This is a genomic window from Tellurirhabdus rosea (genome assembly GCF_026278345.1).
GTDB classification, from domain to species: domain Bacteria; phylum Bacteroidota; class Bacteroidia; order Cytophagales; family Spirosomataceae; genus Tellurirhabdus; species Tellurirhabdus rosea.
Map to the genome: position 1 here is coordinate 2,851,437 of NZ_CP111085.1, position 24,794 is coordinate 2,876,230.

General features: G+C 58.0%; 17 protein-coding genes. 12 read left to right on the forward strand and 5 right to left on the reverse strand.

Annotated elements, in window-relative coordinates:
- Nucleotides 1-43: 43 nt before the first annotated feature.
- Nucleotides 44-376: a phage holin family protein gene (locus tag ORG26_RS11940; protein ID WP_266362005.1), complete on the forward strand. Its 333-nt coding sequence runs from the start codon at nt 44-46 to the stop codon at nt 374-376.
- Nucleotides 377-493: 117 nt separating this feature from the next.
- On the forward strand, nt 494-1,831 hold the full coding sequence (locus tag ORG26_RS11945; RefSeq protein WP_266362007.1) for a flavin monoamine oxidase family protein: 1,338 nt from the start codon (nt 494-496) through the stop codon (nt 1,829-1,831).
- 35 nt (nt 1,832-1,866) lie between these two features.
- Here the strand turns inward: ORG26_RS11945 and ORG26_RS11950 are convergent, their stop codons facing one another.
- Complete coding sequence (locus ORG26_RS11950) at nt 1,867-3,762, reverse strand: YgiQ family radical SAM protein (protein WP_266362009.1); 1,896 nt, start codon at nt 3,760-3,762, stop codon at nt 1,867-1,869.
- Nucleotides 3,763-4,440: 678 nt separating this feature from the next.
- Here ORG26_RS11950 and ORG26_RS11955 point away from each other — a divergent pair.
- Nucleotides 4,441-4,881, forward strand: a complete 441-nt coding sequence (locus ORG26_RS11955) for a DUF5990 family protein (protein ID WP_266362011.1) — start codon at nt 4,441-4,443, stop codon at nt 4,879-4,881.
- A gap of 135 nt (nt 4,882-5,016) precedes the next feature.
- Here the strand turns inward: ORG26_RS11955 and ORG26_RS11960 are convergent, their stop codons facing one another.
- Nucleotides 5,017-6,126 (reverse strand): DUF3089 domain-containing protein, encoded by a 1,110-nt coding sequence (locus ORG26_RS11960; RefSeq protein ID WP_266362013.1) that lies wholly within the window; start codon nt 6,124-6,126, stop codon nt 5,017-5,019.
- 157 nt (nt 6,127-6,283) lie between these two features.
- On the opposite strand from ORG26_RS11960, the gene ORG26_RS11965 reads away from it, so the two are divergent.
- Nucleotides 6,284-7,585, forward strand: a complete 1,302-nt coding sequence (locus ORG26_RS11965; RefSeq protein WP_266362015.1) for a PQQ-dependent sugar dehydrogenase — start codon at nt 6,284-6,286, stop codon at nt 7,583-7,585.
- A gap of 189 nt (nt 7,586-7,774) precedes the next feature.
- Complete coding sequence (locus tag ORG26_RS11970; protein ID WP_266362017.1) at nt 7,775-8,119, forward strand: nuclear transport factor 2 family protein; 345 nt, start codon at nt 7,775-7,777, stop codon at nt 8,117-8,119.
- Nucleotides 8,120-8,258: 139 nt separating this feature from the next.
- Here ORG26_RS11970 and ORG26_RS11975 read toward each other — a convergent pair whose 3' ends face one another.
- Nucleotides 8,259-14,615 carry an alpha-2-macroglobulin family protein gene (locus tag ORG26_RS11975; protein ID WP_266362019.1) on the reverse strand — a complete coding sequence of 2,119 codons (6,357 nt, stop codon included), beginning with the start codon at nt 14,613-14,615 and terminating at the stop codon, nt 8,259-8,261.
- 251 nt (nt 14,616-14,866) lie between these two features.
- Between ORG26_RS11975 and ORG26_RS11980 the strand changes: the two genes are divergently transcribed.
- Together ORG26_RS11980 and ORG26_RS11985 are read left to right on the forward strand one after the other, a co-directional pair.
- Nucleotides 14,867-15,649 carry a hypothetical protein gene (locus tag ORG26_RS11980; protein WP_266362020.1) on the forward strand — a complete coding sequence of 261 codons (783 nt, stop codon included), beginning with the start codon at nt 14,867-14,869 and terminating at the stop codon, nt 15,647-15,649.
- A 126-nt stretch (nt 15,650-15,775) separates the two neighbouring features.
- Nucleotides 15,776-16,327, forward strand: coding sequence for an LOG family protein (locus ORG26_RS11985; protein ID WP_266369396.1), 552 nt, complete (start codon nt 15,776-15,778; stop codon nt 16,325-16,327).
- Nucleotides 16,328-16,374: 47 nt separating this feature from the next.
- Here the strand turns inward: ORG26_RS11985 and ORG26_RS11990 are convergent, their stop codons facing one another.
- A complete protein-coding gene (locus ORG26_RS11990; RefSeq protein WP_266362022.1) occupies nt 16,375-16,599 on the reverse strand; it encodes a hypothetical protein in 225 nt (74 codons plus the stop codon).
- Between the two features lie 148 nt (nt 16,600-16,747).
- Between ORG26_RS11990 and ORG26_RS11995 the strand changes: the two genes are divergently transcribed.
- Nucleotides 16,748-18,304: an OmpA family protein gene (locus tag ORG26_RS11995; protein WP_266362024.1), complete on the forward strand. Its 1,557-nt coding sequence runs from the start codon at nt 16,748-16,750 to the stop codon at nt 18,302-18,304.
- Between the two features lie 126 nt (nt 18,305-18,430).
- Here the strand turns inward: ORG26_RS11995 and ORG26_RS12000 are convergent, their stop codons facing one another.
- The gene (locus ORG26_RS12000; protein ID WP_266362026.1) at nt 18,431-19,177 is read right to left on the reverse strand and encodes a hypothetical protein; all 747 of its coding nucleotides are present in this window, start codon (nt 19,175-19,177) and stop codon (nt 18,431-18,433) included.
- Between the two features lie 239 nt (nt 19,178-19,416).
- Between ORG26_RS12000 and ORG26_RS12005 the strand changes: the two genes are divergently transcribed.
- The 4 genes from ORG26_RS12005 (at nt 19,417) to ORG26_RS12020 (ending at nt 24,757) form a co-directional block, all read left to right on the forward strand.
- Nucleotides 19,417-22,446 carry a WD40/YVTN/BNR-like repeat-containing protein gene (locus ORG26_RS12005; protein WP_266362028.1) on the forward strand — a complete coding sequence of 1,010 codons (3,030 nt, stop codon included), beginning with the start codon at nt 19,417-19,419 and terminating at the stop codon, nt 22,444-22,446.
- A 115-nt stretch (nt 22,447-22,561) separates the two neighbouring features.
- Nucleotides 22,562-22,744, forward strand: coding sequence for a hypothetical protein (locus ORG26_RS12010; protein WP_266362030.1), 183 nt, complete (start codon nt 22,562-22,564; stop codon nt 22,742-22,744).
- A gap of 44 nt (nt 22,745-22,788) precedes the next feature.
- Complete coding sequence (locus ORG26_RS12015; RefSeq protein WP_266362032.1) at nt 22,789-23,898, forward strand: serine hydrolase domain-containing protein; 1,110 nt, start codon at nt 22,789-22,791, stop codon at nt 23,896-23,898.
- 40 nt (nt 23,899-23,938) lie between these two features.
- On the forward strand, nt 23,939-24,757 hold the full coding sequence (locus ORG26_RS12020) for a Rossmann-fold NAD(P)-binding domain-containing protein (RefSeq protein ID WP_266362034.1): 819 nt from the start codon (nt 23,939-23,941) through the stop codon (nt 24,755-24,757).
- Nucleotides 24,758-24,794: the final 37 nt, after the last annotated feature.

Here is a 24,794-nt window from a genome sequence, read left to right on the forward strand (position 1 = left end):
CGTACTTAACGCCAATCGTTCTACCACAAACTTTACACAAAGCATGGGCTTACTCATACGAATTCTGATCAGTGCGGTCGCTGTGTTCGTCGCCAGCCGCCTGATTCCGGGCATCATCGTCAATAATTTCGGGACGGCCATTATCGTAGCCATTGTTCTCGGGCTGCTGAACGCATTCCTGAAGCCGATTCTGGTCTTTTTGACCATTCCCATTACCATTATGACCCTGGGGTTGTTCTATTTCGTCATCAACATCCTCATGGTATACCTGGCGGCGTATCTGGTCGACGGCTTCGACGTCACCGGCGTCATCGCGGCGATTCTGTTCAGTATCGTCGTCACGGTGGTCACCTGGATCATCGACGCGATTACCTAGACCAGGGTCTCTCTCAATCGAAAAAAACGAATGCCATATCTCCGAGATATGGCATTCGTTTTTTTCGATCAGAAAGCGGTATCTTTTGTAGATAGAGTCTTTTAACCCACGCCGTTCATGCCCTACGACGTCCTCATCATCGGGGCCGGTTATGCCGGACTCACCGCCGCCCGCGAACTGACCAGGGCGGGGAAGAATGTGCTGGTCCTCGAAGCCCGCAACCGCGTCGGCGGACGGGTCTGGACCGAACGCTTCGACGACGGCTCGGACGTCGATTGGGGCGGGGCCTGGGTCGGACCCACGCAGGACCGGCTGTTCGCGCTGGCCGACGAATATGGGATCGAAACGTTCCGGACCTACGACGAAGGCAAAAGCACCCAGTATTTTCGGGGAAAGGTCAAACGCTACCGGGGCCTGATTCCCCCGCTGCCCGTCCTGCCCCTGATCAGCCTCGACCGGGCCATCAAGCGGATGAACAAGCTCTCCCGAACGATCAATCTGGAAGCACCCTGGCTTTCTCCGGACGCCGCTCACCTGGACGCCCGGACGCTGGCCGACTGGATGAACAGCCAGATGCGCTTTCAGACCGCCCGGCAGTTTTTCAAAATTGCCGCCGAAGCCATCTGGGCCGCCGACCCGTCCGAAATTTCCCTGCTTCACGCACTGTTTTACGCCCGCTCCGGCCGGGATCTCGATACTTTAATGAACATCCGCAACGGGGCGCAGGAAAGCCGTATGGTCGGCGGGATGCAAACCGTGGCCGACCGGATGGCCGAAACGCTGAGTGGTAGAATCGTTTTCGATTCTCCTGTGAAAGCCGTTTGGCAGGAAGGCGAAACGGTGAACGTGGTGACGGGTAAAGAAACATACACGGCAGGCCGGGTCATCATCACGGTGCCGCCCGCCCTGCTGACGAAAATCGACTTTCGGCCCGGTTTGCCCCAAAGCCGCCTGCAGCTGGCCGGCGGAATGCCAATGGGTGCGGTCTGGAAATGTTACGGCATCTACGAAAAGCCGTTCTGGCGTTCGCAGGGCCTTAACGGACTCGCCGCCACGCCCGACGGCCCTGTGACCGTCACCTTCGACAATTCGCCCAAAGACGGCAACAAGGGCATCCTGATGGGGTTTGTCCTGGGCAGGCAGGCCCGTGAGTTTGGGGCGTTGCCGGACGTCCAGCGGCGCGAATCGGCCCTGAACTCGTTTGCCACCTTTTTCGGCCCTGAAGCGGCGAAGCCGGTGCGTTATCTGGACCATAGTTTTCTGAACGAAGAATGGTCGGGCGGGTGCTACGCGGGCGTTTTTCAGCCCGGCATCTGGACGCAGTACGGCGACGCCCTGCGACAACCCGTCGGCCGGATTCACTGGGCGGGCACCGAAACATCGGACGTCTGGAACGGCTATATCGAGGGAGCCATCCGGTCGGGCGAACGGGTAGCGCGGGAGGTGCTGATCTAAAAGCAAAAGGCGGGTCACCTCGACCCGCCTTTTCGTTAATACCACTTCTTTTTAAACGGCTTCCCGCCGCCTCCGCCGCCCGGCTTGTCCTTCTTCGGACTGCCCAGCAACTTGTCGGCCAGGTCCGGGCGCTTGAGTTTGTTCAGGCGATTGCGGATCCAGTCGCGGTATTCGGGTTTATACCAGAAGAAATAGCGGTTCTGCGCCAGTTTCTCGTCCCGCGTCTTGGCCGTCTTGACCGGCTTCAGCGTGTACGGGTGAACCCCGGTGTAATAGATCACTTCAGCCACCGTCATCGGTGTGGGCGTAAAATCCTGCACCTGTTCGAGCTGGAAGCCCATGTCCTTCGTCTCGGCGGCCAGATTCGCCATGTCGGCTTCCTCGCAGCCGGGGTGCGACGAAATGAAGTACGGAATCAAGGGCTGGCTCAGACCGTGTTTCTCCTGAATCTTGTCGTATTTTTTCTTGAACAGCTTGAAGTACTTGAACGACGGCTTGCGCATCACCCGCAGGGTATCGTCAGCGGTATGTTCGGGAGCCACTTTCAACCGGCCCGATACGTGGCGCGTCACCAGTTGCTCCATGTACTCGTCGTGGTTGCCGTCCTCGTTGTTCTTGTTGAAATCGTCCACCAGCAGGTCGTACCGGACACCCGAGCCGACAAAGGCTTTTTTGATGGCCGGGTTGGCGTCCACCTTGCGGTACAGTTCCGTCAGCGGCTTGTGCGAGGTGTCGAGGTTCGAGCAGATCACCGGGTGAATGCAGCTCGGGCTCTGGCAGCGGGCGCAGATGCTTTCGTCCTTGCCCTTCATCTTGTACATATTGGCCGACGGTCCGCCGAGGTCCGACAGGTAACCCTTGAACTCCGGATGCTTTGTCAGTTCATCCACTTCCTTCAGAATCGACTTTTCGCTTCGGGAGGCGATGAACTTGCCCTGGTGGGCCGAAATGGTGCAGAAGCTACAGCCACCGAAACAGCCCCGGTGCATGTTGACCGAGAACTTGATCATTTCGTAGGCCGGAATCGGGCCGCGCTTCTTGTATTTTGGGTGCGGCAGGCGCGTGTACGGCAGGTCGAACGACTTGTCGATTTCATCCTCCGTCATGGTCTTGAACGGCGGATTGATCACCAGCACCTGATCGCCCACGTTCTGCGTAATGCGGTTGGCCTGCCACTTATTCGACTCTACTTCGACAATCTTGAAGTTGGCCGCGTATTTGATTTTATCCTCCAGACAGGTCTCGTGGCTCGCCAGTTCGACCGTGCTCCAGTCGTTGTACTCGCGCAGGTCGCCCGTCTGGGTGTCGTGCAGAAACGCCACCTGGTTGATGTTGCGCATGGACGAGAACGGCACGTCTTTCTTCACCAGCCGCAGAATTTCGCGCAGCGGCTGTTCGCCCATGCCGTAGACCAGCATATCCGCCTTCGAATCCACCAGAATCGACGGCATCAGCGCGTCCTTCCAGTAGTCGTAATGCGTCACGCGGCGGAGCGAGGCTTCGATACCGCCGAGCAGCACCGGCACGTCGGGGTACAGCTTTTTAAGAATATTGGAATACACGATCGTGGCGTAATCGGGCCGGAAACCCGCTTCGCCGCCGGGCGTGTAGGAGTCGTTCGAGCGCAGGCGTTTGTTGGCCGTGTAGTGGTTGACCATGGAGTCCATGCAACCGGCCGTGACGCCGAAGAAGTATTTGGGCCGACCAAATTTCCGGAAATCCCGCAGGTCGTCCTTCCAGTTGGGCTGTGCGATAACGGCCACGCGGAAGCCCTCGCTTTCCATGATACGGCCAATCACAGCGGTGCCGAAGGCCGGGTGATCCACGTAGGCATCCCCGGAAACCAGTACAATGTCCACTTCATCCCAGCCGCGTTTCTCCACTTCCTGCTTCGTCAGCGGCAACCAGTCTGTAATGGGTCTTTCAATCATGAGTAAGAGCAGTGATGTTAGCGGCGAAAGAGGTAGGAGGGGTGTTCAAAACGTTTATAGTCAAGCGTTCCGGTTGCCCGTTTCCATGCTCTCTGGCCTATGGGAAAAGGCTCCAAGTTACGAAATAGTTCAATTCGTTGGCCGATTTAATCCCGTCTGCTGGTGGTACGGCTCGGAGCTGTGCCACCCCGAACATCGTGGCAAAACCCTTTTAAGCCCTGGTAACCATACTACGTTTATGCTTCGGCTTCCCGCCCGAATGCAGGCACCGCAGCGTTGTAGACCATTAAATACCTCTCCGGGAATAGTAGTTCTGCGCATATTCCGTGGAATACTTGCAGCTACTGCGCTATGCCTTAAAAAACTATTCCAACGTATCAGGCATCGGCAAATCACGTACGTAGCAGGTTGGAGTCTGTTGGCTTTGGCACTCTTACCACTGCGTCTGCTTTTGTAGTGGATAGATAAGCGGATTTAGGTTTTGAGCCATTTTCGAGCTAGTCCTCTGGTGCGTAGTCATCTTTTTAGTAGTTTTCCCCGGCCTGACCCGCACAACGCCAAAAGCAGCCGAACGCCTCGATAAAGCTGAAAAATAAAGTGTAAATTATCGCCGTTCGGCGCGGCTCATGCCGCACCTGAACCTGAAGCAGTATTCGTCTAACGTTACGCCTTCGATCCATGTCCAAAAAAATCAGTCTGAGAATAATGCTACAAAACCCGGCCGATGGGACGATGTATGGATTACAGAAAGGGAAGAGCCCTAATTATGAGACTGTGCAGCCGCAGCTCGGAAATGGCCAGGATATAACCTTTGACTTTGTTGTTCACGCAAAGCAGACCAACGGGTCTGCCTTCTCGCTTACGGGCCCGTTCGTTCAGGGCACTCCCGGAAACCGCTTCGTTTACATCAACCTTGGCAGCTACGCCGGACAGCCTGGAGCGCCCTGGAGTGGCCGCATGAAGGTTCCCCTTGCCGAAGCCGACTTCCAAAACGCGCTGTCAGAGGGTGGTGCGTACGGCTGGTCCTGCACAGTTTCTGGCAGAACGGTGGATGGAAAACCTGTTTTTGCCACCGTGAAGCCTTTTGGCGGCTGGACTATGCGTAAGCTTTCCGACTGAGGAAGCGCTTAGCAGGGAATTTGACGCAAGCAAGGCTATACTACTCTTGCAAACGGTACATCTTAATGCAACTTTGGAAAGGCAATTTTCTGCCTGAGGGCCTTACCCGAACGTTGACCGTAAACATTCATATCCCTACTTCCTTTCTGCCGCACCAAACGCCTCTACCCGCGCCCGCACATTCTCGCGAATGTTCATCCAAAACAGGTTGTAATCGAACGTGTGCAGGTTTTTTAGATTTTGCAGCCGCGCTCCGGCCTTCTCCGGTAAGGTAACCCACAGAATGCGCGAGGCAGGTTCGATGCCCGCGCCGATGGCCTGGGGAATAAGGGTGTTGAAGCCAATCAGTGAGCCCCGGTTCTGCGACTTGTCAGCCCACTTTGTGTCAGTGGTCCAGGTGAGGGGATTGACGCAGACGGAATTCCCTTCTTCCCGCGCCACGGCCGGAGGCATGACGTCTTTCTGGTAGGTTCGCCAGCCCACAAAGCAGCCCGTCATGGTCGGGGAGGTGCCAACGGGAAGGCGTTTGAAGGTGTTTTTGGGAAGCTGATACCCGATGAGATACGCGCACACCAACTGATTCTGCAACGGCTTATCGTCAAAGAACTCCTGCAAAAGCCGAATCGCGTGCAGCGTTCCCTGACTGTGGGAGGCAATCAGGATCGGGCGGCCCTGGTTTTCGTTTTTCAGGTAATGCTCGAAAGCGGCTTTGATGTCGGCATAGGCAAGGTCGAACGCCCGTTGGGAGGCGGGCGAGTCGCGGATGAAGAACGCTTTGAGGTTGGCCTGCCGGTAGCGCGGCGCAAACACCCGGCAACTGCCGTTGAAAACGCTCGCCTGGTACCGAATGGCCCGCGCATCGGTCCGGTTGTTGACGGCCGTGTCGGTCAGGTCGGCATTCCAGGGCTCGGTTTTGAGAGCTTCGAACGCTTCGCGGCGGTTACCGCCGTTCAGGAGGTCCATTTCGCTGGCATCGCCGAGGTAGGAGGTGGGGTGAATGAAAAACACGTCGGCCCGGAGGTTTGGGGTTTCCTTCTTCAGAAAAGCCGGGACGCTGTCGCTGGGATCCGTTTTGTGGGGCGAGGCGGCCCAGAACCGGAGGTCGCGGTAGTCGGGAGCCGGACCCGTGTTGGGGGCCGATTCTTTTTCGAATTGGCGGATCACGTACTTCTGCAGTAACTGGCCCTGCTGCGCCTGAAGGGAGCCGGTGCTGAGCAGTGCGAATAGGAGAAAAAGGTGTCTCATGGGTTTCGCGAAAAATAAGTCTACCATCAGACACAAAACGAGCGCCAACGTTTATTACAAGCCGTCTCTTTTTAGCATCAGTAATTTTGCCGCCTCTTTTTCTTCTTGCCTGTAGAAAGCCTCCATACGCAAAGTTTTTACGCTTATCCGGAAACGAATGAAATCCTCTCTTTTACTCACCACACTGCTGCTGAGCACGCTGGCGGGGCAAACGCCTTCGCGGGCGGATCACGGTAAAAAGCCGACTCCCGCCAATCCCAGAAAACAAACGGCCGCTGCCGATCTGAAAATGCCTTCCGGCTTTACGGCCACCGTGCTGGCCGAAAACATCGGTCCGGCGCGGCACATCACCGTCAGCAAAACCGGCGACGTGTACGTAAAACTCGGCAAACTGAAAGACGGGAAAGGCATCGTCCGCCTGCGGGATACGAACAAAGACGGGGTTGCCGACGAGCAGATGAGCTTCGGTGATTATCCCGGCACGGGTATTCTGATCAAAAACGGCTACCTCTACACCTCGTCCAACACCGCCGTCTTCCGGTATAAACTGAACGAAAAGGAAGAGGTGATGAACCCCGAACAGCCCGAGCGGCTGGTGTCCGGTCTGCTGAGCAAAGCCCGCGACGAATCCAAGTCCATCGAGATCGACGACAAGGACAATCTGTACGTCAACATTGCTTCCTGGAACGACGCCTGCCGCGAGCCGGGCACCGGAAAAGGAATGATGCCCTGCCCGCTGCTGGATTCGGCGGCCGGAATCTGGCAGTTCAAGGCCAGCAAACTCGACCAGACCTACGCGACGGGCGTCCGGTTTGCCACGGGTTTGAAAAATGTCGTCGGCCTCGACTGGAACCCCGTCTCCAACTCGCTTTTTGTGCTCCAGCACGGCCGGGGACAGTTCCATGATTTCTATTCGCAGTATTACACCCCGCAGCAAAGCACCGAACTGCCCGCCGAAACCATGTACGAACTGCACAAAGGCGACGATGCGGGCTGGCCGTACGTTTACTACGACCACATTCAGAAAAAGAAAATTCTGGCGCCCGAGTACGGCGGCGACGGCAAAAAGACCGCCGGTGAGAAAACCATTGACCCTGTAGCGGCTTTCCCGGCTCACCTCGGCCCCAATGGTTTGTTGTTTTATACGGGCACTATGTTTCCGGCCCGCTACAAAAACGGGGCGTTCATTGCCTTCCACGGCCAGAACCAGGCGCTGAAAAAGGGCTACATGGTGGCCTTTGTGCCGTTTAAAAATGGCAAACCGTCCGGTCCGTGGGAGATTTTCGCGGACAATTTCGCCGGAACCGATCTGGCCAAGCCGACCGGCCCCGTACAGCACCGCCCCTGCGGACTGGCGATGGGTCCCGATGGTTCGCTGTACGTGACCGACGACCTGAACGGAACGGTCTACCGGATTGCCTATAACGCCGCAAGCCCCAAAGCGTCAGCGAAGCGGTAAGAAGGTCATTTCCGATAAAACCGCAAAAGCCCGGCGTCCTCCACGCCGGGCTTTTTTATGTCGCTGAACTTGAAATCGTCGTTTTCTCAAGCCTGTCCTATAAAATATCAATCCTCGCCGACGTGCAGCCGCCCCGGTCCTGACTTAGTTTTGACGCTTACAAGGATGGACTAAAACCCTTTAATCGAGATGAACGATCAACCAATTCTTAAACAGCTTTACCGGGATTTCAATGCCCGGAACATCGACGCTGTTCTGGCTTTCATGCACGCGGATGTCGACTGGCCCAACGGATGGGAAGGTGGGTATGTATCGGGCCATGACGAAGTACGGGCCTACTGGCTGCGTCAATGGCAGCAGATCGATCCGGTAGTCGAGCCCGTTTCTTTTGAGGAAAGACCCGATGGCCGTATTGCCGTTGGCGTCCACCAGCTTATCCGGTCTTTAGACGGTCAGATAGTGAGCGACGGGCACGTAAACCATGTATACACCTTTGACAATGGAAAGGTGAGAACAATGGCCATTGAACAGTAATCAAAAGTAGTCGGGCAGGCTGCCCAAACCAACACATCCCGCCTTCGGAAGAAACAACCGAAAAAACGTAGCTGCAAAGGTCAGTCGCCCGATTGGCGATGACGTCAAGCCCAAAGACGTCATCGCCAAAATTCATTCTTCATTTTTCATTAGCAACCACCACCCGTCCTCCGTTCGAATGCGCCGCAAATTCCGGGGCGTAGAAGCATTGAATCGTGGCTACGCCGCTCGTGAAGTCGCCGGCGTGGACGACGCGGAGGTCGTATTCGAAGACGTGGGTTCCCGTGGGCAGGTAGCTCAGAAAAAAGTCCATCGAGGCGTCGCGGGGCGCTTCGTAGTAGCTGAGGCCGTTCTGGTATTTGTAGCCCGACAGCGCCGCTACCGGCTCGAAGCCCGAGGCCCGGCCGTCTTTCAGATGGACGTACGCCAGCGCCCGGTCGGTCCGGACCACCACGCGCACTTTGACCAGATCGCCGGGTTTCAGTTTCGTCTGCGGCGAAAGGGCCGTCACGACCGGCCCGTTTGGCGAGTCTTTTTGCAGGGCCAGCGTTTTCTCCACCGTCAGGCCCGTTGAGCCCGACACCACCTTGTCCATCGGTTCGAAATGCTGCCAGTACAGCGCCCCCCAGGCCGGTCCAGCGCCCTTTCGGCTGATTTCGATACGACCCATGTCCGGTTTGATTTCTGCCGGAGCAAACGTTGCTTTCTGATAACCCGGCGTAGCCCGACTGGCGAGAACTTCGGCCTTGTCGGTACGGGAGGCGAGGGCGATGCCGCCCACCTTAACGTCCGTATTGGGCTTTGTGTCCAGCCAGTCGCTTCCCCGGAGCAGAAGGGCGTAAACGGCCTCCGTGGTGGCTTTGGTAGAAGGCCAGGCCTGCGTCTGCTTCTGCCGGAGAAGCCATTGTTTCAACCGATCGCCCGTTTTGCCGTCGGCCGCAATCTCGCTGAACGCTTCAATGGCGTACGCCTGCGTTTCGACCGGAGCCTGGTGCCAGTTGGTCCCGGCTTCGTTTTCGGGCCAGTACATTCCCAGTTCGTCCGAAACTTTTGCCCGTTCGCGCAGGGAGGTCAGGATCGCCCCCGGCGTTTTGGCCGTGCCGAACCGATGGAGCGCCAGCGCCGCCAGCACCTGCGTTTGCAGCGGCTGACTGAGCCATTCGGCGGCCAGTCGGGTCTGGAGGTCCGCCAGCAGAGCTTTGTCGAGCGGCTGGGCGGTGTAGAAACTACGGGCGTAGAGGAACTGGGCGGGCAGGTAACCGTACCACGCCGCCTTGCTTTTCTTCTGGCCGTCCTGCCACTGCTTCATTTCCGCATCCACAAACCGCACGGCTTTGGGCAGCATGTCGGCTAAATCCCGCTGCACCGCGGCCGGGAGCTTCACCCCCAGCTTTTGCAGGTGCCCGTACGAAGCCAGAATGTGCAGCGTCATGGTCAGGTCCGGCTGCATGCCGCCGAACCAGCGGAAACCGCCGTTGTCGCTCTGTAATGCTTTCAGTTTATCCACCGCCCGTTGTTGTTCCGAGGCCAGCCTGTCGGTGTCGAGCAGGTTCGCCAGTTTGGCCTGTTGCTCGGTCTGCGAACGGGCGTCGCGGAGCCAGGGCGTATTTTCGAGCGTCACGGCTTTCAGTTCGGCATTGGCTTCCAGCGGATTCCGGGGCGGGGTTTTCTTCCATTCCGCAATCTGCTTTTGAAACTCCGGCCGCGAACCGAGGATGTGCGCCGCCAGCGAATTGGCATACACCCGGCCGAACAGCTGCTCGGCGCACTCGTACGGGTATTCCATGAGATACGGCAGACTTTGCAGCGCGTACCAGGCGGGGTTGGAGGTCACCTCCACCGTCAGGCGTTCGTGCTGCACGGGTAGCTCGGGGTTCAGCTTCGCCAGCGCGTCGAGCCGGAAGGTTTTGGTCTCGCTGCCGTTGACCCAGAACGGCAGCGTCTCGGTCACCAGCATCCGGTTAGGCAGCACCGGCACGGTCTGTTCCTCGGCATCCGAGAAGGCCCCTGCCGTGGCCGTTACCCGCACCGTAACCGGCGGCAGACCGGCCGGGATGACGAGCGTCCAGGCCGGAGCGGTGCTTTTCCGGGAATCAATTTTGAATGATTGAAGGATTGAAGGATTGAAGAAAACGCCCTGAAGCGGCTCGCCGGTCTGGGCGTTGGTCAGGTCGAGACGGGCGGTGCCGGTGAGGGCTTTGTCCGTCAGATTGTTGATGCGGGCGGTCAGTCGGATGGTGTCGCCTTCCCGGAAAAAACGCGGAACGTTGGCCGTTATCATCAGCTCTTTCTGCGTGATGATTTCCTTTTCCAGCAGGCCGGTCTTCAGGTCTTTGGTATGGGCGAAGGCCAGCAGTTTCCAGCGCGTGAGCGCATCGGGCATGGTGAATTTCAGCACCACGCGGCCCTGCGCATCGGTTTTCAGGCTCGGGAAGAAAAAGGCCGTTTCAGAGAAGTTGCGGCGGGGCTGGGGCGTCGGGGCAATCGCTGGCGAACCCGGATTCGCTCGGTCAACCTGAACCCCGGCCACCTGACCTTCCAGTTTTTGAGCGGCTTCGCTGGCAGATGCATCGGCCGCCATAGCCGCCGGGGCTTCCATCCGGGCAACGGCTCCTTTCATCATGCGGACGGACCTCACGCTTGCCCGGCCAAGGATAGCAGGGTCGGGCTTCATCCGGACCGTCAGGCTTTTCCGGGTACCGAGGGTGATCTCCTGCGTGCGAAAGCCATGCAGCGAAAGAACCACCGTTGCGCTCAATCTGGCCTCCGTCGCGGTAAGCGAGAGCGAAAACTGGCCTTTTCGGTCCGTGGTCGCCTTGCGCAGGGAGTTTTTGACAGACACAACCAGACCGGGCAATCCGGTGCCTCGTTCGGTGACCTTTCCCGAGATTTCCGCGCCATTACGATTCAGACTGACCCAGACAGCGCCCCGCATCAGGCTGGCTTCTCCGGTGCTGAGAAACTCGTCGAGCATCAGATAGTCATACACGCGGCTTTGTTCGCCAACGGGCTGCGGGTCTCTCGGAGTAAGGGCAATCGCCCCGTTCAGCCCAAACGCCCCGGATGCCCAGCTGCGCCAGTAGCCAACCGAGGAGTTGTAAATCGACTGGGCCCAGCTGTGTTCTGCAAATGCATCCAGCGAAGCATCGTAAAGCGTCGCGGCCATTTCGGCCAGCACCTTATCCTTGTCGGGGCCGTCGATGCGGAGCGTCCATTCTTCCGGCTGCCCCGGCTTCAGTTTATCCCGAAACACCTCCGTCGTAATGGTCAGGCGTTTGTTGGTGAACGGCACGTTGATGGTCTTGTTTTCGGTCAGGAGCCGCCCGTTCTGCACCATCGCAAACTGCACGACGAAGCCGCCGCGGTGGCTTTCCAGCACCGGAACGGCAATGCGGCGGAGCGTTCCGTCGGTCGGCAGCCATTCCTGCCGCACCACCCTGCCTTTTTCCGCCACGCTCCACAGCACCCAGCCGGGCTGGGCCGTGCCGACGAAGAAAACGGCTTCGCTGCCCACCTCCACGGTCTCTTTTTCCACCGTCAGCCAGTGGTCGGGCAGGGGAGAAGCGGCGGGCTTCTGCGGATTCACGACCGAAAAGTAAACGTCCTGCGTGGCCGTTTCGCGGGTCGAGTCGGTAGCTGAAATGCGGGCCACATATTCGCCCGGCTCAAAGCGGCTGGTGTTCAGTGTCAGCGTCGGTTCCCGGCCGGAAAGCGCCGCCTCCTGCACGGCTTGGGCTTTGGGCCAGGCTACGGGCTGGTCTTCATTGGCGTACAGGTCGTTGGGAAACAGTTTTTCGTACTCGGTCCGGCTCAGGATGTAGCGGTCGGGAGCCTCCCAGTACCGCCCGCGCAGCAGCCGTTCGGGCGTTTTCAGGCGGTAGACCGTCACATTAGCCCGGACGGAGACCGGCTTCCCGGCGGCGTTGGTCACGCGGAGCGGGGCGCTCACATCTTTCGTCGTTTCCAGCCGTTCGGGCAGGGTGAGGCTGGCCGTCAGGGCCGTGTAGCCGAGGCGCAGCGTCTGGGTAGCCGAGCGCGTTTCGCCCGCCCGGTCGGTCACATCGAGCGTAATTTCAAAGTCAAAAACCGGGTTTTCGGAACGGGCCGCCGCGCGGTCGGGTTCGGCCACAAAGGTCAGGCTGACGGCCCCGGTCGCGTCGGTCGTGAGCGTTCCGCTGGCAATTTCGGTCTGCGTACCCGACCGGGGCGGCATCACGCGCGAGAACCGGGCAGACGGACCGCCTTCCCACCACGGCCAGAACTGGTGCCGCTGCCGGGTGATGCGGTAACGCACCTGCGCTCCGTCGACCACCGCGCCGGAGAAGGTTCTGGCCAGACCGCGCACGGCAATCGTCTGTTCCAGTTTATAGGCCTGCCGGATGGAATCGATCTTTACTTCGAACGTCGGTCGTTTGTATTCTTCGACCCGGAAGGTTGTCGAACCTACCGACGTTTGCAGTGTCATCTGGCCCGTTACACGACCCACCGGGGCCGTGAATGAGCCTTCAAAGGTGCCAAATTCGTTGGTTTTAAGGGTTTGGGTCGTTACCGATTCGCCGTTTGCGTCCGTCAGACCGACCACCATTTCATCGCCGGAAACAACTTCAAACTGGTTGTTCTTTCCGGAATACAGCACGCCTTTGAAATAAATGGGCTGGCCGGGGCGGTAAATAGCGCGGTCGGTGAACAACAGGACCCGACGTTGTTCCGGCTCTTCCTGCTCCCTCGGGAACCGGTAGTGGTAATTCAGGTCGGTGTCAATCGTATCGCCTTTAAAACTGATCCGGTAGAAGTACGAGGTATTTTCGGGAACGGGGTTTTCTGACAGCCGGGCCAGACCCGCCTCGGTGGTTTTGACCGTCCCGGCCGGGCGGACGCTGCGGTCGGTGGCGGTAAAGAGGGTCACGCTGGCCCCGGCAATCGGTTGCCCGCTGGTGCGGTTGACGACATAAAGCCCGTTTTCTTCCGGAGCAACAGCGTCCCGGCGCAGGTCGGCCAGATTTGAGGCGGTAAACGGGGTGTAGCTGGTCAGGGGTGAAGTGACCGAAAACGCCTCGTCCGTGGAAATCAGCAGCACGTAATGCCCCGCCGGAACGCCACCCAGCGGCATTTCGGTCCGGTGCTGGTGCAAATCGCCGTCTTCGGGCAGCGTCACGGTGCCAAACGTCACGGCTTTTCTTTTCAGAAGATTCGCAATTTTCGGGCGGCGTACGTTCTCGTCATACTCATTCAGCAACCCGCGGCTTTCGGCTACCGACACGTTTACCGTCCGGAAATAAAGTCTGGGCACATTCCGAAAAACAACTTCGGCCCGGAACGGCTTACCCGGCTGGTTCACCCGCTCGACCTGAACGTTCAGGCCGGGGGCGGTAAGGTTTTCCAGAAGTGCGGCGGCGTTGCGGCCCGGCAGGGCTTGCGGATACCGTTGAACGAGGTCCCGGCAGAGGTCGGCGGCCTTTTTGCGGTTCCAGCGGTCCCGGTCGTCGGCGGGCTGCGGCGGGGTTGTTTCGCCGGGAATCAGCGGACGGAAGCGGGGCGGCTCGTTTCCGGCCAGCAGTTTGGCGAGCGAATACAGGTATTCGGCTTCGGCGGGCTGACCGGCGTAACGGGCAACACCCCGTTCCAGCGCTTGCTGGTACAGGGCGTCTTTACCGGGCACAATGCTGTACCGATGGACGAACTGAAGCCGAAGGTTGTCCACGTCGGCGAGAGCCGCCGTATTTTTTCCGGCCAGATGAAAGCGAATGAGTTCCTGAAACAACTTCAGCGCCTGAAACCGCAGCGATTCGGCGTCCCGCGTCTGCAACGGCGTCTGGGCAAACGCCGCGGCCTCGCTCAGGTAAGCGGGCTGGTCGAGGCTAAATTTGAAAACGGGGCGGGTCAGGTCGATTTCCGTATCCTGATAGAACGAAAGCGCCCGGTGAGCCAGCAGGTCGTAGAGCGTCGGGCGGCGCTGGCGGCTGTCGGGGTCGCCTTTTTCGAGCAACACCTCAAAGGCCGCCACGGGCGTTTCCTGCAACAGTTTTTTTTCGCTTAACGAAGCTTCGTACAGCCGCGTGACGGTCGAAAGCAGCCGACGGGCGTCCCAGGTGCGCGGGTCGACCGTGGTATCAATTTTGGCGGTTTGCGGAGCGGGCTCTTCCTGGCTGCGGTTCAAAAATTTGTACCGGTTCTGCTGGTAATACCGCCAGTAAATTTCGGCCTGTACCGATTGCAGCACCGAGCGGGCCGGGGCGGGCGTCTCGCGGATGTCGGTCGCCAGCGATTGCAGCAGGTCGGTATAGTCGCTTTCGTCCAGGTACGAACGATAGATGAGCCGGTGCATCGCGGCCTTGACCACCTGCGGGTAGTTCCGGGCTTTTCGGGCGTCGGCGTAAATCCGGCCTACAATGTCCAGGGCCGATTTGGGCTGCCCGCCCGCCGCCAGCGAATCGGCGCGTTTCCAGTCACGGGTATAGGCGGCAGACTGCGCCCGGCCAGGCAAAGTAACAGCCATATAAAGCAAGAGGAGGTAGAAGACGCGGAAGTGTTTCATTAATATACGATAATAAGGCCGTTTTAGAAAATAAAACCGGGTAAAAACAGGCTGGCGGTTTGTGTTTTCGGGCTCAACATTTGATGGACTAACGACCTGACCTCAAGCTATTTTTTTGGGCTGCCGCTAACTTTAAACCCGAAACTTTAAACCCTGAACTACCTGCCGGGTTTTCTGTATGATTCAATTCAGACCCCAAAAGCATAATCCCGATGAAAAAATATTTTTGGCTGATGGCTTTTGCCGCCGTTCTCTTCACCAGCGTGGCCCGGGCGCAGTGCCAGCCCGCTACCGACGCCCAGACCGCCTCCTACGAGCGGGTGGTCAAGGCGTTACAGTCGCAGTTTAAGGAAAATCCGCCTGCTGGTAACTGGCGGATCTTCGACGAACGGCATTCGCTGGGTAAGCTGGAAGTGAGCGACGAATATGGCAAAATGTTCCGGCCCTGCGGCGATCGCTACGACCTGACCCTCGAGCGGGGAGCCGCCGCCCGCGAACGCCGCGCCCGGATCGATTCCGCCGTGGCCCAGGCCGACCCCACCCGGCAGGAAACGTCCCTCGTGCTGAGTACGGATTCGGTTTACAAACAGGCCGAACCCGCCCGCGCCCGCGAACTCGGACAGAATACCGTCGACATCAATGTGGAAATGAACGTGGCCAATTACCGGCTGCAGGAGCCGGAAAGCAACCGGTTTGTGGACAATTACAAAGCCGTTCAGGTGAAAAACGCCCCGATGGCGCTGCAGGTCAGCCTGAAATCGGTCGGTGACAGCGGCGGCCTGCAACCCCGGCCGGAGACCGTCGTGTTTCTGGGAAACTGGAAAAACAACCTGAAGAAGGACAGCAAAGGAAACATGGTCTACCATTATTCATTTGCCAAAGGTGGTAATCTGGTCGAGAACCTGGTGGTGACCATCAAAGGCCCGCTGGACGTGGCGCAGGAAATCATCCGGAAAACGGACTGGCAGGCCCTGAGCCAGACGCTGATCCGGTAACCCGGAATGATATTCCGGGCAAAAGCAATCCAGAATGCGATTCAGGACAAAATCACCAAATGGCCCACAAGAGTCAACTTCTGGATGGACGTTTCCCGGAATGGCATTCCGGGTTACCTTTGCACCATGAAAAGCATTGTGGTGTACTGCGGTTCCAATCCCGGAACAAATCCTTTATACAAAGAAATAGCCCGCGAACTAGGCTCAAAAATGGCCCGCCGCCAGATCCGGCTGATTTACGGCGGCGGAAACCTGGGGCTGATGGGTACGGTGGCCGATGAGGTCCTGACCAACGGCGGCGAAGTGACGGGCGTTATTCCCAACTTTCTGGCCCAACTGGAAGTCGCGCACCAGACCCTGACCGAACTGCACTTCGTCGAAACGATGCACGAGCGGAAGTTCAAAATGGTGCAGTTTGCCAAAGGCGTCGTGGCCCTGCCCGGCGGATACGGTACGCTGGACGAGCTTTTCGAAATTCTGGCGTGGCGGCAGCTGAAACTGTACCACGGCCCGATTGCCATCCTGAACATCAGCGGGTTCTATGACCTGATGCTTCAGCAGCTCGACCGGATGGTAGCCGACGGCTTCCTGCGCGCCGAAAACCGGGACCTGCTCATCGTGGCCGAATCGGTCGATGAGGTGCTGGAAGCGTTTGAAAAATTCTGGGAAGAAGTGTAAAGGCGTTGGGCTGGGCCGCCGGGGCTCATCCGCGGCCCGGACTAACCTTAAAAATCATAAAAATCTTCTTCGCCCTGCAACTGCGTCATCAGCAGAAAGGTGAAGCCGCCGAGGAACGCCCAGCCGATGGACTGTTCGCGGGCCAGGTACAGGAAGCTGATAACCAGACCCACGACGCAGAAAATAATGTTGAGGAGAGTACGAATGTCTTCACGACGGGCAGCCGTCCGTGCCGCATCTTTTGATTTGCGGGGCTTATTCAGGTTTTCCATTGAGTTAAGTACTGTTACAGACAAACTGCGTATCTGTAAATATAGCGAATAAGGAGGCTGGAATCGTGTGGTTTAACCGAATTTTAAGGAGAAATAATTTAGCTTGCCCCAGCGTTTTATTCCATAACGAATCAGTAACAAGTACTCCATGAAAGGCAAAAGAGCCATCTTCGCCGGACTTTTCGCCGCTATAAGCGTGACCGCAAACGCCCAGTCGAAGGCCGAAAACCTGGGCAATCTGGTCAATTCGGAATACAATGAAATCAATCCGGTGATCGCGCCGGACGGGCGGACCCTGTATTTTGCCCGCATCAGCCACCCGCAGAATACACACGGCGCCAAAGGCAGTCAGGATATCTGGTTTACGGAAATGAGCGCCGATAACAAATGGGGCGCCGCCCGCCGCATGACCTTTCCGCTGAACAAGGACGAATACAACTGCGCCTACAGCATCTCGCCGGACGGCAACACCATGCTTATCAAGGGTGCCTACGGCAACGGGAACTACGAAACCCGCGGCTTTTCGGTCAGCAAACGGACCGCCAACGGCTGGTCGCCGCCCCAGAAACTGGCCGTCCCCAATTATGAGAAGATCAGCAAAGGCCAATTTGACTGCGGCTACCTGTCGGCCGACGGCAAAGTGCTCGTGATGGCTTTCAGCGAGAAAAAGAACAGCCAGAAAGACGACCTGTACATCAGCCTCAAGCAGAAAAACGGCACCTGGACCAAGCCCATCAGCCTCGGCGCCGAAGTCAACACCGACGATTTTACGGAAACCACGCCCTTTCTGGCCGCCGACGGAGCCACGCTTTATTTCTCCAGCGATCGTCCGGGCGGCTCGGGCAGCAACGACATTTACGTGTGCAAACGGGTAGACAACACCTGGAAGCACTGGAGCAAACCCGTAAACCTCGGTCCGGCGATCAACACGGACGGGTACGATGCTTACTATACGTTGTCGGCTTCGGGTGAATTTGCGTATCTGACGACCTTCAAAAATACGCTTGGCAAAGGAGACATCGTGCAGATCCGCCTGCGCGACGCCCAGCAGGATACTCCCAAAGAAGGCGCTCCCGACCCGGTGGTTCTGGTCAAAGGAAAAGTCATCGACCAGAAGACTGGCCGCCCGGTCGAAGCCCGCATTGTCTACGAAACCCTGCCTGATGGCGCCGAAGCCGGAACGGCCACGTCCAACCCGCTGACGGGCGAATACACCATCGTGCTGCCCTATGGCAAAAAATACAGCATGCGGGCGATTGCCCCGGATTTTATCGCGGAGGGCGACAACATCGACCTGACCCAGGCGAAAGGGTATCAGGAAATTACCGGAAAAGAGCTGAAACTGGTGCCGATTGAGGTGGGCCGGGCCGTACGCCTGAACAACATTTTCTTCGACCTCGGCAAAGCGACGCTGCGCGAGGAGTCTTTCCCCGAACTCGACCGGGTGGTGACGACGCTGAATGAGAACGCCCAAATGACCATCGAAGTCGGCGGACATACCGACAACACGGGCTCCCGCGACCTCAACGCCCGGCTCTCCCAGGACCGCGCCGACGCCGTGCGGGAGTATTTCATCGGCAAAGGCATCGAACCTGACCGCATCGCCAGCAAAGGCTACGGCGAATCCCGCCCCGTAGCCCCCAACGAATCCGAAGAAGGCCGGCAGACAAACCGGCGGGTGGAGTTTACGATTACTAAAAAATAGTCGTTTAAAGTTAAAGGTTTAAGGTTCAACGCAATCCGCCGCAGCAATGGCTCCGCACTCAATTGAGGCAGAGCTACCGCTGCGGCGGACCACGTTAAACCTGAAATCTTTTAACTTTAAACGCCTTTAATCCAGCCCTGGCCGCCGGAATTCGCGGGCTTGGGGGAACTGCTCGGTCATCTGGCGGCGGATGCGGTCGAGCAGTACGAGCATGTCGAGCACTTCGTCCATCTTTTCCGGGTAATGCTCCAGCAGCGTATGCCAGGCGGCCAGCGACTTATCGACGCTCACCAGCACGAGCTTGGCCTTGCCGTTGAAATAGGCGGACAGCTGCGGGTCGTTTGTCGGGGCGCGTCTCAGTTGCAGGGCCGACATTACCTTCACCGGAATCAGCGTGCGGTACCATTTGATGACTTCCCAGGCGTCTTTCAGCCCGTTGAGCATCGTCATGGCTTCGGCTTCCGTCCGGACGCCGATGTTCACTTCAAATGCCTGCTGGTGACCGGCCTGCTCCAGCAGATTCATTTCTGCCTTGAGCCAGCTCGCTGTCGTGTTCAGATACTGGTCACAGAGGGCCGCTACGGATGGGCGTTCGAGCGTATCGGTTTCGTGTACGCCGGCTGCTTTTGCCTCCAGGGCAGTTTGCATATGTTCGGGTAATTCTTTTTTCTGATGTTTGGCAATGTACGCTTTGGTCATCTGGAGCGCTTCCATAAGCCGCTTGACCAGCGTTTCAGCGTCCATGTCTTCCTGCGGAATCCCTTCCGGATACTGCAGCTTGAAACTCTGACACCGCTTGGTGAAAGGACAACGCTCGCACCACGAATCGCAATAATTGTAAATGCCCGGAATCAGTTCAGTTGCTTGTGTCATAGGATTGCTAAGCGGTTACTGGTTGGTGTCGATGTAAAAATACAATTCAGGTAAATACAAGTTCACGTCCTCACTGTCAATTAATTATATTTTAATTGTTCTATTCTGTGAACTAACTGGACTATGGACAAAAGCAGCGGTCAGAGGTTTAATTTGCCAAAGAAGATTCTGTTCTGGCAGTTTGGCGGGGATGCATTATCTTGCAGACTTAAATTCCTCCAGTTACTTCATCCTGTTTTATGAACAAAATACTTCTACCCCTAACCTTCCTTACCCTGGCCACCGGGGCGATGGGGCAGCAGAAGAATCGTAAAAAAACGGCCGCGACCCAAACCGCCCAGATGACCGCCGCCACCGAACGGTTGTCGGCCTTCGGGCAGCGGCGTAAACTGACCACCGCCTCGCTGCTGCGTAACGTGCCCTTTCGCAACATCGGCCCCACGGTCATGAGCGGACGCGTGGTGGACATGGCCGTTAACCCCGACAATCCGAACCAGTTTTACGTCGCCTACGCCAGCGGCGGTCTGTGGCGCACCGACAACAACGGACTGTCGTTTGAGCCTTTGTTTGACAGGGAAGCCGTAATGACCCTCGGAGCCGTGGCGGTAGACTGGAAAACCGGAACCCTCTGGGTCGGCACCGGCGAGGCCAACGCCAGCCGCTCGTCGTACTCGGGCGTGGGCGTCTACAAATCGACCGACGGGGGCAAAACCTGGCAGCACCTGCCGGGTCTGGAGGAGACGCACCATATCGGGCGCATTGTGCTGCATCCGACGACTCCAAACGTGGCCTGGGTTGCCGCTACGGGACATTTATTCACCGCCAATAAAGAACGCGGCCTTTACAAAACGACCGATGGCGGCAAAACCTGGAAACAGACGCTCTACATCGACGACAAAACCGGGGCCATCGACGTTGACCTCGACCCGGCCAATCCGCAGGTTCTGTACGCTTCGATGTGGCATAAGGAGCGCAAGGCCTGGAATTTTGTGGAAGGAGGCAAAACCTCCGGCATTTATAAAAGTACCGACGGCGGCGAAACCTGGAAGCTGATCTCGGGCGGCCGTTCCGGTTTCCCGCAGGATGAAAATACGGGCCGCATTGGTCTGAGCATCTTCCCGCAGAACCCGCAGATTCTGTACGCCATTCTCGACAACCAGGCCATCCGGCCCAAAAAAGACGACGAAGAGCCGGGCAAACTGACCAAAGAGGAATTCAAAGGCATGACCAAGGAGAAATTTCTGGATGTGCCCGACAGCCTGCTGACCGAATACCTTGATGAGCAGAACTTCCCGGAAAAATACACGGCCAAATCCCTGAAAGAACTGGTCCGCAACGGCAAACTGGCCCCGCTGGCCGTTCTGGAATACACCGACGATGCCAACTCCAAACTCATCAACGCCGAAGTCGTGGGCGCCGAAATCTACCGTTCGGACAACGGCGGGCAGTCGTGGCGCAAGGTGAACGAGGATTACCTCGACGGGGTGTACAACACCTACGGCTATTATTTCGGCAACGTCTGGATTGCGCCCGACAATGCGGATAAGATTTACACGGCGGGCGTCCCCGTCATTGGTTCGGAAGATGGCGGCAAAACCTGGAAAGGCCTCGATGCGGCCAACGTTCACGCCGATCACCACGCGCTCTGGATCAACCCGAAGAACAACAAACACCTGATTCTGGGCAACGACGGCGGCATCAACATCAGTTACGACGGCGGCAAAACCTGGTTCAAGGCCAATACGCCCGCCGTGGGGCAGTTCTACGCCATCACCGTCGATATGGCCAAGCCGTACAATGTCTACGGCGGCCTTCAGGACAACGGCGTCTGGATGGGCCCGAGCACCTACAAAGCCTCTCCCGAATGGTACGACAACGGCGATTACCCGTACAAAAGCCTGCTCGGCGGCGACGGGATGCAGGTGCAGGTCGATTGGCGGGATAACAAAACGGTGTACACCGGCTTCCAGTTTGGCAATTATTTCCGGATAAACCGGGAAACGGGCGAACGGAAGAAACTGGAATTCCCCGAGGAGGTCGGTCAGCCCAAGCTGCGCTTCAACTGGCAGTCGCCGATTCTGGTGTCGCGGCACAACCAGGACGTGGTGTATTTCGGCTCGAATCGTTTCCACCGCAGTCTGGACCGGGGCGATGAGTTCAAGGTGCTTTCCGGCGACCTGACGCGCGGCCGCAAAGAAGGCGATGTTTCTTTCGGCACCCTGACGACCATCGACGAGTCGCCCCTGCGCTTCGGCCTTATCTACACGGGCAGCGACGACGGCCTGATTCACGTCTCGCGCGACGGCGGCTACACCTGGACGCGCATTTCGGACGGCCTTCCGGCGGCGGTGCAACCGCTCTGGGTGAGCCGCGTCACGGCTTCGGCCCACGACGAAGGCACGGTTTACGCCACCCTGAACGGCTACCGCAACGATCATTTCCGGGCGTACGTTTTCCGGTCAACGGACTACGGCAAAACCTGGCAGCCCATCGGAACGGACCTCCCCGCCGAGCCGGTCAACGTGCTGAAAGAAGACCCGAAAAATCCGGATGTGCTGTACGTCGGCACCGACCACGGGCTGTATGCGTCGCTGGACCGGGGCCGGTCGTTCATGATTCTGGGCGAAGGACTGCCCGCCGTGGCCGTGCATGACCTGGTGGTGCATCCCCGCGAAAACGAACTCATCGTCGGAACGCACGGGCGGTCGCTGTACGTCGGCGACGTGTCCTATCTGCAGAGCCTGACGGACTCGGTACGGGCGAAAGACCTGTACGTCTACAAACTGAAGAACGAAACCTACCGGGCCAGCCGCGGCCGGATGTACAACAAATACAGCGAAAAACCGGAATACCAGTTTACGATGCCGTTTTATGCCAGAACGGCCGGTCGCACCACGGTTCGCCTGATGGCCGACAGCCTGACCCTGCGCACCCTGACCGACACCAGCGAAGCGGGCCTGAACTACCTCTCGTTCGATTACGCCATCGACAGCACTGCCCGCGGAGCCTACCAGGGCTGGCTGAACGACCACCGCACGGAAGGCCGCGAAATCAATCTGAAGCCCGCCGACGACGGCAAAATCTACCTGCGTCCCGGCAAGTACACCTTCGTGTTCGAAACCGCCGGTGGGGCCAGCGAGAAAAAATCGTGGGAACTGAAAGCGCCGGAACGAAAGAAATGGGGCGTGACCAGCCTGCCCAAACCCGGTGCTTCGCCCGACGAATGGGAGGAATGGATGGAAGAACAGGGATTCGAAGAGAAAAAGTAACGCGGAGTGATACTCCGCTCGCTTTCAATAAATAAGCGGAGTATCACTCCGCGTTACAGGTCGGCACAAACGCCGACCTGTTTTGCTGTTCTGACGTAATTAAAAGTGACCAGATATGAGGACGGCAGAAGCAGTTCTGGAAATTTACAAAGCCTTTCCCGGAAACGTTCAGAAAGAGGCTCGAACGCTGCTTGAGAAAGCGGCGTTGACGGCGGACTGTCCCACCCTCTGTTTCGAAGACCTGCAGAACGGGCAGGTGATCGACGGGCGGCTGGTGATTCGGAGTCCGTTTGCCTGAATTCCGGGAAGACTCCTTACCTTGCGGTTTCACGAACGCCGCTTATGAAATTTCTGCTTTTTGCGGGTTTGCTGCTGGCTGGAGCCGGTTCGGCCGCGCAGTCAACGGAGCAAACCCCCGTTTCTACTGACAACCCGCGCCGGACTCCGCTCGACCGGCAGATCGACAGCCTCGTTACGGATTTTTTAAGAAAGCATAAAACCGTCGGACTCAGCATTGGCATTCTGCGCGGCGACAGCACCTTTTATTTCAATTACGGCGAAACGGCAAAAGGCAACGGGCAGCTTCCGGCCCGGAGTACGCTGTACGAAATCGGCTCCATCAGCAAAACGTTTACGGCAACCCTGCTGGCCGACGCCGCCCGCCGTGGCCGGATTGATATGAATGCGCCGGTCAACAATTTCCTGCCGGACTCTCTGCCGATTTTGCAGAAAAACGGTAAACGGGTTACGCTGACTATGCTGGCCAACCATACCTCCGGGCTGCCGCGCCTGCCGACGAACCTGTTCACGTCTACCGCGGCGCTGGTCAATCCGTACAGGGAGTACGACCGCAGGAAGCTGTTTGCCTACCTGATGAAAGCCGAACTGGCGCGGGAGCCGGGGAAGGAAGTCGAATACTCCAACCTCGGCGCGGGCCTGCTGGGAACCTTGCTCGAAAACGGCCTGAACAGCGATTACGAAGAACTGCTCCAAAAACGGATTGCCGGCCCGCTGGGGATGAAAAGCACGGCGCTGACGCTGAACGACGAGCAGAAACGCCGGTTTGCGCAGGGCCACGACGGTGGGGGCAAAGCCGCATCTTCCTGGGAGTTTCTGGCCCTTGCCGGAGCCGGCGGGATTCGCTCGACGACGGAAGATATGCTGCAATACCTGCGCGCCGAACTGGGCGACGGCCCCCGAACGCTGGTCCGGGCGATGCAGTTGACGCAGGAGAAAACGGCCACGCAGGGCGACCGGGCTATTGGCCTCGGCTGGTTCTGGAACGTTAAAAATCCCCAGCCCTGGTACTGGCACAACGGCGGAACGGGCGGCTTCTCGACCTTTGCAGCTTTCAACCTGCGCCGCAAAACCGCCCTTGTCGTGCTGACCAACTCGCAAATCCAAAGCGATCCGCTGAGTCTGTCGCTCCTGTCGGCGCTGGAGACGCCCTGACAAAGACATTGAATAGGCGGCGGAGGTCCGTCAAAAAATTATGAAAACAATATCCATCATTGGTTGCGGCTGGCTTGGCTTTCCGCTGGCATTAAGACTGAAGGAAAAAGGGTACCTGGTCAAAGGCAGCGTTACCTCCGCAGAAAAAGCGACTCGGCTGCAAAATGCCGGGCTCGACGCGGTTGTGCTGACATTAACGCCCGAGCCGGAAGGCGATCTGGCCGCATTGCTGGATACCGATGCGCTCGTCATCAGCGTTCCGCCGCGGGCGGGGGCTCAGGGCGATGCGTTTCATCCCCGGCAAATCGAGTTGCTGACGGAAGCCATCCGGCAAACGGGCCGTTCGCCTTACGTGATTTATGTAAGTTCAACTTCGGTTTATCCCGAAAAGAACCAGACCGCGTTCGAAGAGGAGGTGGTCGGCTCGGAAGAGTCGGCGGCCCCGGCCCTGGTGGAAGCGGAGCGGCGGGTGCTGGCTTTGGGCAACGCCAGTGTTGTCCGCTGCGGTGGGCTGATGGGGTATGACCGGATTCCGGGTAAATACGTGGCGGGGAAACAAAACATCACGACGGCGGGCGTGCCGGTCAACTACATTCACCGCGACGATGCCGCGGGCCTGCTGCTGGCCCTGCTCGAATCGCCGCGCCCGGGCGAAACGTTTAACGCCGTTGCACCGGAGCACCCCACCCGGGAGGCCGTGTACCGAAAAAGCTGCGCGGATTTTGGGTTCGCCCTGCCGACGTTTGCCGAACCGCCGGAGCCCGTGCCGTTTAAGGTTGTTAATGGCGAAAAGGCGGTGAGGGCGTTGGGCTATACCTATATCTATCCCAATCCACTCCACTTTCTTTATTCTTTTTAAACAACATATCCCATATTTCGCAGATATGGGATATGTT